The organism is Pseudonocardia sp. (assembly GCF_050250275.1).
Classification (GTDB): Bacteria; Actinomycetota; Actinomycetes; order Mycobacteriales; family Pseudonocardiaceae; genus Pseudonocardia.
In genome coordinates, this window is sequence record NZ_JBFWOY010000006.1 from 49,134 (window position 1) to 63,629 (window position 14,496).

The following is a 14,496-nucleotide window of genomic DNA, read 5'->3' on the forward strand; positions in this document are numbered from 1 at the left end:
CGGCGCGCTGTTCCCGGACGCCGCCCGGGCGCCGGCGACGTCGTCGCCGGCGCCCGCAATCGGCCGGTACGGCTACTTCCCGAAACCGGCGCGGCGCATCGCCTCGGCCATCGCGTTGTTGGCCGGTTCCGGCCGCGGACGCGACTGTCCTGCACGCTGGCCGCCGCCGCCCTGGCTGCCGCCGCGCCGGTCGCCGCCCTGCTTGTCCCCGCCGCGCCGGTCGCCGCCGGGCCGCGGTCCCCGGTCGCCGCGCTGCCCACGCTCACCACCGCGCTCGCCACCACCGCGGCCGCCACGCTCGTTGCCGTCGCGGCGCTCGCCGTCGCCACCCCGGCGGCCACCGTTACGGCCGGCGCCGGGCTCGTCGTCCAGCCGCAGGCTGAGCGAGATGCGCTTGCGTGCCTCGTCGACGTCGAGGACCTTCACCCGCACGACGTCACCGGACTTCACGACCTCGCGCGGATCGGACACGAAGCTCGTCGACATCGCCGAGACGTGCACGAGACCGTCCTGGTGCACGCCCACGTCGACGAACGCGCCGAAGGCCGCGACGTTGGTGACCACGCCCTCCAGCAGCATCCCCGGTTTCAGGTCGGCGATCTTGTGCACGCCCTCGGCGAAGGTCGCGGTCCGGAACGCGGGGCGCGGGTCGCGGCCGGGCTTCTCCAGCTCGGCGAGGATGTCGGTGACGGTCGGCAGGCCGAACGTGTCGTCGACGAACCGCTTGGGCTGCAACGTCTTCAACGCGCCGGCGTTGCCGATGAGCTCGCCGATCGACACCTTCGCGGCGTCGACCATCCGCCGCACCACCGGGTAGGCCTCGGGGTGCACGCCGGAGACGTCGAGCGGCTCGTCGCCGCCGCGGATGCGCAGGAAGCCCGCACACTGCTCGAAGGCCTTGGGGCCCAGCCGCGGCACGTCCGACAGCGCGGTGCGGGTGCGGAACGGGCCGTTGGCGTCGCGGTGGGCGACGATCGCGGTGGCCAGCGACTCGCTGATGCCCGACACGCGGCGCAGCAGCGGCGCCGACGCCGAGTTGACGTCGACCCCGACCGCGTTCACACAGTCCTCGACGACCGCGTCGAGCGAGCGCGACAGCGACGACTCGGGCAGGTCGTGCTGGTACTGGCCGACACCGATCGACTTCGGCTCGATCTTCACCAGCTCCGCCAGCGGGTCCTGCAGGCGCCGCGCGATCGACACCGCGCCGCGGATGGAGACGTCGAGGTCGGGCAGCTCCGCCGACGCGTAGGCCGACGCCGAGTACACCGACGCGCCCGCCTCGCTGACCATCACCTTCGTGAGCTTGAGCCCCGGGTTGGCGGCGATGAGCTCACCGGCCAGCGCGTCGGTCTCACGGGAGGCGGTGCCGTTGCCGATCGCGACGAGCTCGACGTCGTGGGCCGCGGCGAGCCGCGTCAGCGTGGCGAGCGAGCCGGCGCGGTCGTTGCGGGGCGCGTGCGGGTAGATCGTGTCGGTGGCGACGACCTTGCCCGTCGCGTCGACGACGGCGACCTTCACCCCCGTGCGCAGCCCCGGGTCGAGACCCATCGTGGCGCGGGTCCCGGCGGGCGCGGCGAGCAGCAGGTCGCGCAGGTTGGCCGCGAAGACGCCGATGGCGCCCTCCTCCGCGGCGGTCCGCAGCCGGACCCGGATGTCGATGCCCAGGTGCAGCAGGATGCGGGTGCGCCAGGCCCAGCGGACGACGTCGGAGAGCCACTTGTCGGCCGGGCGGCCCTCGTCGGCGATGCCGAAGTTGGCGGCGATGCGCCGCTCGTACTCGGTGGGCACGCCGGGCTCGCCCGGTTCGGCCGCGGGCTCCAGCGCGACGTCGAGCGCCTCCTCCTTCTCCCCGCGGAACACCGCGAGGATCCGGTGGCTGGGCAGCGTCGTGAACGCCTCGGAGAACGCGAAGTAGTCGGAGAACTTGGCCGCGGCGGGGTCGTTCTCCTTGCCCGCGCGGACGGTCGTGACGAGGCGACCCTGGTTCCACATCCGCTCGCGCAGACCGCCGATGAGGTCGGCATCCTCGGCGAAGCGCTCGACGAGGATCGAGCGGGCCCCCTCGAGCGCCGCCGCGGGGTCGGCCACCTCACCGGTGACGTAGGGCTCGGCGGTGGCGGTGGGGTCGAGCGACGGGTCGCCCAGCAGCGCGTCGGCCAGCGGTTCCAGGCCCTGCTCCCGGGCGATCATCGCCTTGGTGCGCCGCTTGGGCTTGAAGGGCAGGTAGATGTCCTCGAGCCGGGCCTTCGAGTCGGCCGCGAGGATGCGCGCCTCGAGGGCCTCGTCGAGCTTGCCCTGGCCGCGGATCGACTCCAGCACCGCCTCGCGCCGCTCGTCGAGCTCCCGCAGGTAGCGCAGGCGCTCCTCGAGGGTGCGCAGCTGCGCGTCGTCGAGGGCTCCCGTGGCCTCCTTGCGGTAGCGGGCGATGAACGGGACGGTCGACCCGCCGTCGAGGAGGTCCACCGCGGCGATGACCTGGTGCGGGCGCACGCCGAGCTCGTCGGCGATCCGCTGCTGTACCGAAGCTGCCTTGTCCGTCACCCGACCATCGTGGCGAACCGGGCGGCGCGGGTCACCGCCGGGTCGTCCTCCGGCCCCTGTCGCCGATGCGGTACCGCCGGCCGGCGCCGCCGTGGTGGGCGGCCGGGGTCGCGGCGCGGCCGCCGCCCTCACACGGGGTCGAAGCGGACCGTGCCCGTGATCGAGGGTGGGCCGTCGGCGCTGCCCGCGGCGAGGTCGGCGGTGTCCCCGGTGGCCGGGCCGCCCGCGGCGAGGACCGTCGAACCGGCGAAGGCGGGGGCGCGCAGCCGGTACTCGAACGCGCGCACGGTGCGGTCGGGGGCGTGCCGGCGGGGCAGCTCCAGCAGCAGCAACGCCAGCAGCGGGCCGTGCACGACCAGCCCCGGGAAGCCCTCGACCCGGGTCACGTACGGGAAGTCGTGGTGGATCCGGTGGGCGTTGTAGGTCAGCGCGCTGAACCGGAAGAGCATGACCTCGTCGGGCTGCAGCCGCGCCGTCCAGGGGCCGTCGGCGGTGTGCGGGCCCGGCTCCGCCGCCACCGCCGCCTCGACCCGGCGCCCTTCCCCCGGCTTCTGCTGCCGGTACACGAGGTCCTCCTCCTCGGTCAGGAGCAGGACGCCGCCACGGCGGAACTCGTGGCGCAACGTCACGAACAGCATCTCGCCGCTGCGGCCCGACTTCGGCGTCATCGACGCGATCGCGCTGCGGCGCACCACCTCGTCGCCGACACCGACCGGCGCGTGCCACTCCAGGCGGCCGCCGGCGAACATCCGCCGCCGGTCCGGGATCGGGGGCAGGAAGTGCGACTCGCGGACGTGCCCGTCCTCCCCGAGCTCGTGCTGGGCGGCCCGCTCCAGGAAGGAGAACCGGTGCCACAGCGGTGGCAGGACGCCGTCCCCGGCCGGTGCGGGCCGGTCGAGCAGGTCGGCGAAGGCCTGCACCGCCCACGCCCCGATCCGGTCGGTCTCCTCGACGGGCCCGGGCGCCCAGTCCGCGACGTACTCCGCGAGTGCTGCCATTCCCCGGTTCTATCAGGCGCCCCCGGGGGCTCCCGGCTCCAGCAGTGCCACGCACTCCATGTGGTGGGTCATCGGGAACGCGTCGAACGCCCGCAGCGCCGTGAGCCGGTAGCCCTGGGCGGCGAAGAGGCCGACGTCGCGGCCCAGCGCCGCCGGGTCGCAGGCGACGTGCACGATCCGCCGCGGTTCCCGCTCGCAGATGCCCGCGACGAGGGCCTTGCCCAGCCCCGAGCGGGGCGGGTCGGCGACGACGACGTCCGGGTCGGCGAGCGAGCCGAGGACGTGCTCGACCCGCCCGACCCGCCACGTGAGCTGCGGGAGGTCGGAGAGCGCGACCTCCCCGTCGTCGACCGCGCCCGAGGACGACTCGACGACCGTCACCCGGCCGTCGGGACCCACCTGGTCGGCCAGGACCGAGGCGAACAGCCCGGCGCCGCCGTAGAGGTCCCACGCGGACTCGCCGGGGCGGGCCTGGGCCCAGTGCGTGATGACACCGGCGAGGGTGCCCGCCAGCTCGGGATGGACCTGCCAGAACGCGCCCGGTCGCAGCCGCCACTCCCGGCCCGCGGCCCGCTGCACGACGGGGGCGCCGTCGCGCTCGTCGTGCACGGCGCCGTCGGCGTCGACGACGACCTCGAACTCCGAGCCCGGTGCGTGCGGGCGGGCGAGCACACCGGGCAGGGCGCCCTCGGGGGCGATCGGGCAGTCGGCGACGGGCAGCACGTCGTGGCTGCGGTGCGCGCGCAGCCCGGCGCGCCCCTCGGCGTCGACGGCGAGCCGGACCCGGCTGCGCCAGCCGAGGGGGCCGCCGGGCAGCTCCTCGACCTCGACGTCGCTGTCGATCCCGGCGAGCCGCGACAGCTGCTCACGCACGACGGCCGTCTTCAGCTCGCGCTGCAGTTCCGGCGTGGCGTGCTGCCAGTCGCAGCCGCCGCAGCCGCCGGCCCGGGCCCAGGTGCACGCGGGGGCCACCCGACCCACGTGGGGGTCGCGGACGGAGATGGCGTCGGCGCGGCAGAACGAGCCGCCGGTGTCCTCGGTGACGACGGCCAGGACGCGCTCACCGGGGAGGGCGTGCCGGACGAACACCACGCGGCCCTCGTGCCGGGCGACGCAGTGCCCGCCGTGCGCGACGGGGCCCACCTCGAGGTCGAGGACCCGGTCGGTCCACTCGCCGGCCTCGGCGCGGGGCCGGGTGTCGGAACGCATGTCATGTCCTCTTGTCGGTGGTGCGGGTCTCGGTGCCGCCCTCGCGTGCGGCGCGGCCGGGCGCCTTCTGCTCGCCGGGCAGCTGCGCCATCGACGGGTAGCCGCGCCGCGACGCCCCCGGCGCGAACGGCTGGCGGCGGACCGCCGCCCGTTCCGAGGACTCCAGCTGCCACGGCACGCTCGTCACCATCACGCCGGGCTGGAACAGCAGCCTGCCCTTGAGCCGCAACGCGCTCTGGTTGTGCAGGACCTGCTCCCACCAGTGTCCGACGACGTACTCGGGGATGAACACCGTGACGACGTCGCGGGGGTTGTCCCCGCGGATGCGCTTGACGTAGTCGAGCACCGGCTTGGTGATCTCCCGGTACGGCGACTCGACGACCTTGAGCGGAACGGGCAGCTTGCGGCGCGCCCAGTCGTCCATGAGCCGCTTGGTGTCGGCGTCGTCGACGTTGACCGTCACCGCCTCCAGCACGTCCGGGCGGGTGGCGCGGGCGTAGGCGACAGCCCGCAGCGTCGGCTTGTGCAGCGTCGACACCAGCACGATCGCGTGGTTGCGCGAGGGCAGCACGGTGTCGGACTCGCCTGCGACGAGCTCCGCGGTGACCCGCGTGTAGTGCTTCTGGATGGCGAGCATCAGCGCGAAGAACCCGGCCATGGCCGCGATCGCGATCCAGGCGCCGAGGGTGAACTTCGTGATGAGGACGGTGACGAGCACGACACCGGTCATGCCGGCACCGAAGCCGTTGATGGCCTGGGCGCGGCGCATCCGGCGGCGTTCGGCGTCGTCGGTCTCGGTGGCGAGCTTGCGGCTCCAGTGCCGCACCATGCCCGTCTGGCTCAGGGTGAACGACACGAACACGCCCACGGTGTAGAGCGGGATGAGGCGCGTGACCTCGGCCTGGAAGCCCACGACCAGCAGGATCGCGAACCCGGCGAGCACCAGGATGCCGTTGGAGAACGCGAGCCGGTCCCCGCGCGTGTGCAGCTGGCGGGGCAGGTAGCGGTCCTGCGACAGGATCGAGCCCAGCACCGGGAACCCGTTGAACGCGGTGTTGGCGGCGAGCACCAGGATCAGCGCCGTCATCACGACGACGAAGAAGAACCCGGGTGTGAAGTCGTGGAAGACGGCGTCGGCGAGCTGGGCGACCATCGTCTGCTGCACGTAGCCCGGTGGTGCGTCGGGGAACTGGTGGGCGGGGTCCGCGGCCATCTTCACCCCGGTCAGCTCGGCCAGCGCGATGAGCCCGAGGAACATCGACACCGACAGCACGCCCAGCATCAGCAGCGTCGTCGCCGCGTTGCGCGACTTCGGTTTGCGGAACGCGGGAACGCCGTTGCTGATCGCCTCGACCCCGGTCAGCGCGGCCGCCCCCTGGGTGAACGAGCGCAGGATCAGCAGCACCAGCGCCAGGCCGGTGAACGCGTCGCCCTCCGCGAGCAGGTGGAGGTCGGCGCTCGCGGCCTTCACCTCGTCGCCCAGCAGCAGCACCCGCGTCAGACCCCAGATGATCATCGTGCCGATGCCGAACATGAACGCGTACACGGGGATCGCGAACGCCGCGCCCGACTCGCGGATGCCGCGCAGGTTCACGGCCGTGAGCAGGGCGATCGCGACGACCGCGAAGATCACCTTGTGCTGGGCGACGAACGGGATCAGCGCCCCGATGTTCGCCGCGGCCGCCGAGATCGACACCGCGACCGTCAGCGTGTAGTCGACCAGCAGGGCGCTGGCGACGGTCAGCCCCGCCCGCCTGCCCAGGTTGACCGTCGCGACCTCGTAGTCGCCGCCGCCGGACGGGTAGGCGTGCACGTTCTGCCGGTAGCTCGTGACGACCGTCAGCAGCACGACCGCCACCGCGATCCCGATCCACGGGGCCAGGGTGAACGAGGTGACCCCGGCGACCGACAGGGTCAGGAAGATCTCCTCGGGCGCGTAGGCCACCGACGACATCGCGTCGGAGGCGAACACGGGAAGCGCGATCCGCTTGGGAAGCAGATTGTGGGCGAGACGGTCGCTGCGCTGGGGCCGGCCGACCAGGATCCGCTTCACCGCGACGGCGAGCTTGGGCACGAGCGGCAGCCTATGCGGTGCCGACGGACCACACGCGATAGCGTCTCGCCGACATCGGTGAACGCGGTCCGCGCACGCGGACGAGGAGGACCACCGCGATGTACGTGGTGATCATGGGTTGCGGCCGCGTGGGTTCGTCCCTCGCCGCCGGGCTGGAACGACTCGGGCACGAGGTGGCCGTCGTCGACCGGGACCCGCAGTCGTTCCGGCGGCTCGGTCCCGAGTTCCGTGGCAGGCAGGTCGTGGGCGAGGGGTACCACCGCGAGGTGCTGACCGAGGCGGGGATCGGCAAGGCCGACGCCTTCACCGCCGTCTCCTCCGGCGACAACTCGAACATCATCGCCGCGCGGGTGGCGCGCGAGACGTTCGGCATCGAGCGTGTCGTCGCCCGCATCTACGACCCCAAGCGCGCCGCCGTCTACGAGCGCCTCGGCATCCCCACGGTCGCCACCGTGCCGTGGAGCACCGACCGGCTGATGCGGATGCTGCTGCCCGACGGGGTGGCCACGGCCTGGCGCGAGCCGTCGGGCACCGTCGCCGTGCTGCCGCTGCCGGTGCACGAGGACTGGATCGGCCGGCCGATCCGCGAGCTGGAGGAGGCGACCGGGGCCCGGGTGGCGTTCATCGTCCGCTTCGGCACCGGCGTGCTCCCCCGCTCCGACACCGCCGTCCAGGCCGAGGACACCGTCTACGTGGCCGCGGTCTCCGGCACGGTCAGCGACGTGACGGCGGCCGCCGCGGCACCGCCGCAGGAGGGATGAGTCCGATGCGGGTCGCCATCGCGGGAGCGGGTGCGGTCGGGCGGTCCATCGCGCTCGAGCTCGTGGAGAACTCCCACCAGGTCATGCTGATCGAGCGTGAGCTGGCCAACGTGCAGCCGGAGGCCGTGGAGGCCGCCGAGTGGGTGCACGCCGACGCGTGCGAGCTGTCCTCCCTGGAGGAGGCCGGGGTCGAACGCTGCGACGTCGTCATCGCCGCGACCGGCGACGACAAGGTCAACCTCGTCGTGTCGCTGCTGGCCAAGACGGAGTTCGCGGTCCGCCGCGTCGTCGCCCGCGTCAACGACCCCCGCAACGAGTGGCTGTTCGGCGAGAACTGGGGTGTCGACGTCGCCGTGTCGACCCCGCGCCTGCTGGCCGCCCTGGTCGAGGAGGCGGTGGCCGTCGGCGACCTGGTGCGGCTGCTGACGTTCCGCCAGGGCCAGGCCAACCTGGTCGAGATCACCCTCCCGGCGACGACGCCGCTGGCGGGCACGCCCGTGCGGGCGCTGCGGCTGCCGCCGGACTCGGCTCTGGTCGCGATCCTGCGCGGTGGACGCGTGATCGTCCCGCAGTCCGACGACGGTCTCGAACCCGGCGACGAGCTGCTGTTCGTGGCGACGTCGGCCGTCGAGGAGGACATCCGGGCGGCGCTGGGGCACTGAGCCGGCCCGGGCCCCGGGTCAGGTGTTCCCGGCGGCCGGGGCGGCCTTGGCCCGGCGCACGGCCAGGAACGTGCCGAGCAGCGCGACGCCCATCAACGGGTAGCCCATGAGCAGCCGGGCCACACCGAGCCAGTTCGCCTCGTCGACGTTGTAGAGCCAGCCCTGGACGACGACACGCGCGGCGAACACCAACGTCCACAGCACGGTGGCGAACATGTAGGCGCGCAGCATCCGGGGGTCGGAGCGCCAGGAGTGCCCGTGACCGTTGATCCCGTGCCAGATCACACCCGCGATCGGCCAGCGGACGACCAGCGACACCAGGCACGCCAGGCCCAGCGCAGCGCTGAGCAGCAGGCCGGGCAGGTAGAAGTCGCGCGCCTCCCCGGAGCGGCTGGCGATGAACGCGCAGACCGCGACACCGATCAGCGCCGACACGGCCGGCTGCAGCTTCTCCCTGCGCACGATCCGCACGATCGCGATGAGCACCGCGGTGCCGACCGCGGCGAACAGCGCCGGCCTCAGCGCGGTGAGGATGTTGACGACGACGAACACCGCGACCGGAACCGTCGAGTACACGACGCCGCTGACGCCGCCCATCTGCTCGAGCATCGTCGGCATCTCGCGCTCGGGGCGCTCCTGCGCCTGCTCCGCACGGTCGCCGCGGGCCGCGGCGCCGTCGGGCACCCGCGGGACACGATCGGTCGGCCGGTCGTCGCCGACGACGGGCAGTACGTCGGTCGGCGGGTCGCCGTGCTCGCCCACACCCGGGTCCGCGCCGTCCGGACGGACGGCGCCGCGACCATGCTCCCGGTGAGGACCCGTCACGAGCCCTGACAGATTTCGTAGTACGGGTTGTAGAGCACCTTGCGACCGTCGCGAATCGACAACCGGCCACGCACGCGCATCGTGCGGCCAGGGACGACACCGGGAATCCGGCGGCGCCCCATCCACACCAGCGTCACGCCCTCGGTGCCGTCGAACAGCTCGGCCTCCAGTGAGGCCGCAGCATCCTGCGGGCAGAACTCCACGGACCGGAGCCTACCGAGCATCGTGACCTCCTGGCCGCAGGCACAGTCACTGGCCCGCTGCGCTCCGTCACGCTCGGCGTCCTCGGACAGGTCGTCGGCGTCGAGCACCTCGACCTCGCTGGTCAGACGTTTGAGCATGCGGCGGAATGGCCCACCGTCCGTGCTGCCCATGATTCTCCTCGGCTGCTCGGGCGCGGGCCGCGTCCGACGGACTCTCCGACGGATCCGGCCGCTACCCTGCAGATCGTAACGCGCTGGAAACAGCATTGGTGCCCGGAAGGGACCCGTGGTGCGGCGAACGGGAGCGATCCCCTCGAATGTGTGATCTGCGACGATGCACTCGGTGACACCGACCCCGTCAGGTGATCTCGTCGCAGTCGTTCTGCCTGGTTCCGGCTCCGATGCGCTGTTCGTCCGATCCGCGTTCGACGCGCCGCTCGCCGCGGTGGGCGCGCAGTTGATCGCCCCCGATCCCGATCCGGGTCGTGGCGTCGTCGCCGGCTACCGGTCGGCGCTCGACGAGGCCCTCCGGACCGTTCGGTCCATGACGTCGGACACACGTATCCGGCTCCTCGTCGGGGGTGTGTCGCTGGGCGCCCACGTGGCGGCGGGCTGGGCGGCGCGTCAGGGACCGGCCGCGCCCGTCGCGGGGCTGCTGCTCGCCCTGCCGGGCTGGACCGGAGCCCCCGCCGACGCACCCGCCGCGCGAAGCGCCCTGGTCACGGCGCACCAGGTCCGCGCCTCGGGTCTCGACGCGACGCTCACCGCGCTGCGCGCCTCCGCGCCGCGCTGGCTCGCCACCGAGCTCGCCCGCTCGTGGACCGCGCACGGCGACGGGCTCGCGGACGCGTTCGACGAGGCCGCAGCGACGCCCGCCCCCGGCGCCGGCGTCCTGCGCGGGCTCCCGGTCCCCGCCGGTGTCGTCGCGTGCGTCGACGATCCGGTGCACCCCGTGGCGGTGGCGCGGCGCTGGGCGGAGCTGCTCCCCCGGGCCCGGCTCGTCGAGACCCGGCTCGATGCCGTGGGCGCCGACCCGGCCACGCTCGGCCGGGCCGCCGTGCTGGGCTGGCTGCATGCGTCGACCCGCTGATCCGTCCGGCGGCTCCGGGCGGATCAGCGGGTCAGCGGGTCAGCGGGGCCGGTGGTGGCGGCCGGCCGGGTAGGGCTGCTCGTCGCCGTCGAACATCCGGTTGGGGTCGCCGTTGAGGAAGGCCAGCGCGGGGCGGCCCTCCAGGTCGTCGGCGCTGGGCCGGCGCGGACGGCCGTGCCGTCCTGACGACTCCCGCTCGCCGGCCCCGTCCTGGCCGTAGGAGTCCCGGTCGTAGGAGTCCCGATCGTAGGAGTCCCGGCGGTAGGAGTCCCGGCCGTAGGAGTCCCGGCGGTAGGAGTCCCGGTCGTACGGGGCGTCCGGGCCGTGGGGGTCCCGGCCGTAAGGGGCCCCGTCGAAGGACGGCCCGCCATAGGAGTCCGCGTCGTACGGGTCAGCCGCCCGGTAGTGGTCGCCCCGGTAGGAGTCGGCCCCGTGGGACTCGGCCCGGTAGGAGTCGGCCCGGTAGGAGTCGGCCCGGTAGGAGTCGGACCCGTAGGAGTCGACCCGGTGCGGGTCCTGCCCGAGGCGGTCCCGGTCGTACGCGGCGGCGCCGTGGCCTCCGGGACCGTAGGGGTCGGCCCCGTAGCCGTCGCCGCGGTACGGGTCGCGGGCGGTGCGCGCGGGCCCGTGGTCGCCCGGCACGTCGTGGCGCGCCGACCCGCGGTCGGACCCGAGCGGGTCCGGTCCGGCCGGCGACGGCTCGTACACGGGGGCACCGTAGGCCGGCCCGCCCGTGGGTGCGCCGTGGCGCCCCCGGTCCGCGTCGCGCTCGACCGGCGCCGGGTAGGACGCCGCGGCGCCGCCGTGGTCGGCGGGCGCGCGGTGCCCGCCGGTCGGCGGGAGGCCCCGGTCGGCGCGGGAGCCGGTGGGCTCGCGCAGGCCGTAGGCGCCGCTGCCGAACTCCCCGAAACCGGTGGAGCCGTGCCGGCTCACCGCCTCGGGGGCGGCGCGCCGGCCGCTCACGGGCGGCTGCGCACCGGTCGGCAGACCGGTCTGGGGGTCGACGGCGCGCCGATCGTCGCGGTCCTCGGCGCGGCGACGCCCACCCGGGCGGGCCCCGGCCGGGGGCCGGAACGCGGAGCGTCCGTCGTCGGCGGCACGGCGACCGGTACGGGGCGGACCGTCGAAGGGCCGGCCGGCGGTGGGGTCGCCGCCGCGGTTGTCGTACGCGCGGGGCGGTGTCGGGATCCCGTCGGGGCCGGCGCCGTCGACGCGGTGGCCGTCCGTGGGGGGCACGGCCCGGTATCCGCCGGTCGGGTCGGGGGCGCGGTGACCGCCGGTGGGCGGCACGGCGCGGTATCCGCCGGTCGGCTCGGGTGCCCGGTGCCCGCCGGTGGCACCGGGGGTGCGGTACCCGCCGGTGACGCCGCCGACCGGACGGGTGGGTACGTCGTCGCGGCGGGCGGGGTGCTCGCTGCGCGGGGCGACGGCTCCGCTGTCGGCGGCGGGTGCGAACGCGTCGCCGCGGTAGGCCCCCGTGTCGGACGACGACGGACCGGCGGGGCGGGCGTCGGCCGGGCGCCGGTAGGCGCCGCTGTCGCCGCGCGCCGGGGCCTCGTCGCGGCGGAACGACCCGCTGTCGCCGCCGTGGGCTCCGGTGTCGGAGCCGCGGGCGGGGAAGCGGCCGGAGCCGTCCGCGTACGGGCGCTCGGGCGCGGCGGCGGGGCGGTCGTCGCGCGGGGCGGGTCCGCGACCGTCGGCGGGGTTGGTGTCGGCGGGCCGGCGGCGCGGGGTCTCGTGGCGGCCCGAGTCGGGGCCGGGCGCGAACCCGGGCATGTCGGGGCGGCCGCGGCCGTCGACGGGGCGGGCGTTGGGCGGGGGCCCGTCGAAGGACCGGCGGTCGGCACCGCGCCCGGCGGGCGCACCGTCGGCACCGCGCCCGGCGGGCGCACCGTCGGCTGCAGCGCCGGTGGTGCCGAAGCCGTTGACGCCGGAACCGTTGACGGCAGAACCGTTGGCGCCGGAAGCGCCGGCTCCGGAACCGTTGCGTCCGAACCCGTTGGGAGCGGTGCCGTTGGGAGCGGTGCCGTTGAGACCGGTGCCGTCGAGACCGGCGCCGTCGGGACCGCGGCCGTTGGGACCGGGGCCGTTGGGACCGGGGCCGTTCGTCGCAGCCCGGTAGGCGGCGGTGCCGTCGACGCCGCGGTCCGCGGCTGCGGGACCACGTGGGGCCGCACCGTCGACCGGGCCACGGTGCGCACCGGTCCCGTTGACACCCGACCCGTTGACGCCTGGCCCGTTGACGCCTGTCCCGTTGACGCCGGACCCGTTGACGCCGGACCCGGGGGCGACGACGGGGCCGCCGTTGACGCGACCGTCGACCGGCGCACCGTTCGCGCGACCGGTCACACCGCCACCGACCGCGCCGCCGGCAGCGCCGTTCGCGGCGCCGCCGAACCCGGCGTCGGGACCGCCGGAGCGGCCGTCGACCGCCGGGCGGAACGCCGCGGCGCGACCGTCGAAGGGCGGCCGGTTCGGCCCGGTGCCGTTGCCGTTCGCGGCGGGGCGGCGGGCCGGGTCGATCGGGCGCGGACCCGCGCCGGGGTGACCGTCGGGCCGACGGCCCGGGCCCTGCGGCGGGCGCGGGCCCGCGGGGCGGCGGCCCTGCGGAGGACGCGCCGGCGTGGGCCGCACCGGGATCGCGGTGGTCGGCAGGTCGCGCGGCTCGGGTGCCTCGGGCACGACCTCGCCCGCGGCCTTCGCCTTCTCCGCGGCGGCCACCTGCTCGTCCTGGCGCAGCTTGAGGTCCGCGGGGAGCTCCAGCGGCAGGACGGTCCGGGGCGGGTACGGCAGGCGGCCGCGCACGACGACCATGCCGCGCAGCATCAGCCGCAGCGCGGCGTCGAGCTCGGCGGCGGAGGACTGCGGGCCGGTGGCGACGCCGTACACCATCCAGCGGGGGCCGTCGACACCGACGAACACCGAGCCGGCGACGTCGGTGTGGGCGTGCAGCTCGAGGCCCCACTCCCCCGACGACTGACGGACGGTGGCGCCGCCGTCCCGCAGCGACGCCTCGATCTCGGACGCGAGCGTCGGCCACAGCTCCTCGGAGCGCGGCGCGGCCAGCGCGCTGACCGACAGCTTGCCCTGCGGGATGAGGACGTGGACGGCCTGCATCGTGCCCGACGGCGGAACCGTGAGGTCGACGTCGCCGTCGGCGGGGACGGGGACACGGACGGCGCCGAAGTCGGTGAGGCCGGTGAGGATCTCCCGGGCCCACTCGGTGTGGGCGGGGTCGTCGCGGAAGTCGTCGTCGGCGGCGGCGCCACCGTTGTGGAGCCGCTCGTACTCCTTCGGGTCGACGTTGTCGTCGGCGCCGGCGTCGGGGGTGGTCGCCTCGAGGTCCTCGACGTCGAACGGGCCGACCGCGTCGGGGTCGAAGGTGCGGCGCCGCGGTTCGGGGTCGCCGTCGCGTTCGTCGTACTCGTCGTCGTAGTCGTACTCGTCGTCGAAGTCGTCGTACTCGTCGTCGGCGTACCGGTCGTCGTCGGCGTACCGGTCCGAGGAGCGGCCGCGGCCACCCCTGTCGCGGGTGTCGTACTCGTAGTCGTCGTACTCGTCGTCCGGGCCGGCTGCCGGAGCGGCGGAACGCAGCCCTGTGCGGTCGCGTCGTGCCACTACGCAATCTCCTCGATGGCGTGCTGGGACAGCCGGTCGTGGCCCCCGGTGGAGCCGTAGCCTCCGGCTCCGCGTTCGGAGCCGGGCAGGACGTCGGTCTCGACGAACCTGACGTGTTCCACTCTCTGAACGACCAACTGGGCGATCCGGTCACCCTTTCTCAGGACGAGTTCCGTCCGAGGGTCGTGATTGATCAGACACACACGGATCTCGCCGCGGTATCCGGAGTCGATCGTGCCCGGTGTGTTGACGACGGACAGCCCGGCGCGGGCGGCGAGCCCCGAGCGGGGGTGGACGAAGCCCGCGTAGCCGGGGGGCAGCGCGACGGCCACGCCGGTGCCGACCACGGCGCGTTCGCCCGGTCCGAGGGCCACGTCGGACGTGGTGACCAGGTCGGCCCCGGCGTCGCCGGGGCGGGCGTAGGCGGGGAGCGGAACGGCGGCGTCCAGCCTGACGAGCGCCACGTCCAGCGCCGGGCCCACGAGCGGTTCGGGCAGCGGCGCGGCGGTTGG

11 protein-coding genes are annotated in these 14,496 nt (G+C 74.9%); 3 read left to right on the forward strand and 8 right to left on the reverse strand.

Translation table 11 applies throughout. The annotated features are described in order from the left end of the window. Positions 1-72 precede the first annotated feature (72 nt). From AB7F12_RS07975 to AB7F12_RS07990, 4 genes are all read right to left on the reverse strand, one after another. Positions 73-2,544 carry a Tex family protein gene (locus AB7F12_RS07975; protein ID WP_428500301.1) on the reverse strand — a complete coding sequence of 824 codons (2,472 nt, stop codon included), beginning with the start codon at positions 2,542-2,544 and terminating at the stop codon, positions 73-75. A gap of 128 nt (positions 2,545-2,672) precedes the next feature. Further along, positions 2,673-3,542 carry an FAS1-like dehydratase domain-containing protein gene (locus tag AB7F12_RS07980; RefSeq protein ID WP_428516444.1) on the reverse strand — a complete coding sequence of 290 codons (870 nt, stop codon included), beginning with the start codon at positions 3,540-3,542 and terminating at the stop codon, positions 2,673-2,675. 12 nt (positions 3,543-3,554) lie between these two features. Continuing rightward, positions 3,555-4,751 (reverse strand): class I SAM-dependent RNA methyltransferase, encoded by a 1,197-nt coding sequence (locus tag AB7F12_RS07985; RefSeq protein WP_428502848.1) that lies wholly within the window; start codon positions 4,749-4,751, stop codon positions 3,555-3,557. 1 nt (position 4,752) lies between these two features. Then, positions 4,753-6,825: an APC family permease gene (locus AB7F12_RS07990; protein ID WP_428516442.1), complete on the reverse strand. Its 2,073-nt coding sequence runs from the start codon at positions 6,823-6,825 to the stop codon at positions 4,753-4,755. Positions 6,826-6,923: 98 nt separating this feature from the next. Between AB7F12_RS07990 and AB7F12_RS07995 the strand changes: the two genes are divergently transcribed. Next, complete coding sequence (locus AB7F12_RS07995; protein WP_428502689.1) at positions 6,924-7,586, forward strand: potassium channel family protein; 663 nt, start codon at positions 6,924-6,926, stop codon at positions 7,584-7,586. A 5-nt stretch (positions 7,587-7,591) separates the two neighbouring features. Beyond that, positions 7,592-8,248 carry a potassium channel family protein gene (locus AB7F12_RS08000; RefSeq protein ID WP_428502691.1) on the forward strand — a complete coding sequence of 219 codons (657 nt, stop codon included), beginning with the start codon at positions 7,592-7,594 and terminating at the stop codon, positions 8,246-8,248. An 18-nt stretch (positions 8,249-8,266) separates the two neighbouring features. On the opposite strand, the gene AB7F12_RS08005 is transcribed toward AB7F12_RS08000, so the two are convergent. Both AB7F12_RS08005 and AB7F12_RS08010 read right to left on the reverse strand, forming a co-directional pair. Next, positions 8,267-9,010 carry a DUF3159 domain-containing protein gene (locus AB7F12_RS08005; protein WP_428502692.1) on the reverse strand — a complete coding sequence of 248 codons (744 nt, stop codon included), beginning with the start codon at positions 9,008-9,010 and terminating at the stop codon, positions 8,267-8,269. Positions 9,011-9,069: 59 nt separating this feature from the next. Next, positions 9,070-9,447, reverse strand: coding sequence for an OB-fold nucleic acid binding domain-containing protein (locus AB7F12_RS08010; RefSeq protein WP_428502693.1), 378 nt, complete (start codon positions 9,445-9,447; stop codon positions 9,070-9,072). Positions 9,448-9,820: 373 nt separating this feature from the next. Between AB7F12_RS08010 and AB7F12_RS08015 the strand changes: the two genes are divergently transcribed. Continuing rightward, positions 9,821-10,366, forward strand: a complete 546-nt coding sequence (locus AB7F12_RS08015) for an alpha/beta hydrolase (protein ID WP_428516440.1) — start codon at positions 9,821-9,823, stop codon at positions 10,364-10,366. A 39-nt stretch (positions 10,367-10,405) separates the two neighbouring features. Here AB7F12_RS08015 and AB7F12_RS08020 read toward each other — a convergent pair whose 3' ends face one another. Further along, positions 10,406-13,984, reverse strand: a complete 3,579-nt coding sequence (locus AB7F12_RS08020) for a DUF3710 domain-containing protein (RefSeq protein ID WP_428516438.1) — start codon at positions 13,982-13,984, stop codon at positions 10,406-10,408. Continuing rightward, on the reverse strand, positions 13,984-14,481 hold the full coding sequence (gene dut / locus AB7F12_RS08025; protein ID WP_428501986.1) for a dUTP diphosphatase: 498 nt from the start codon (positions 14,479-14,481) through the stop codon (positions 13,984-13,986). Before dut ends, AB7F12_RS08020 begins: the two co-directional genes overlap by 1 nt. Between the last annotated feature and the right edge of the window lie 15 nt (positions 14,482-14,496).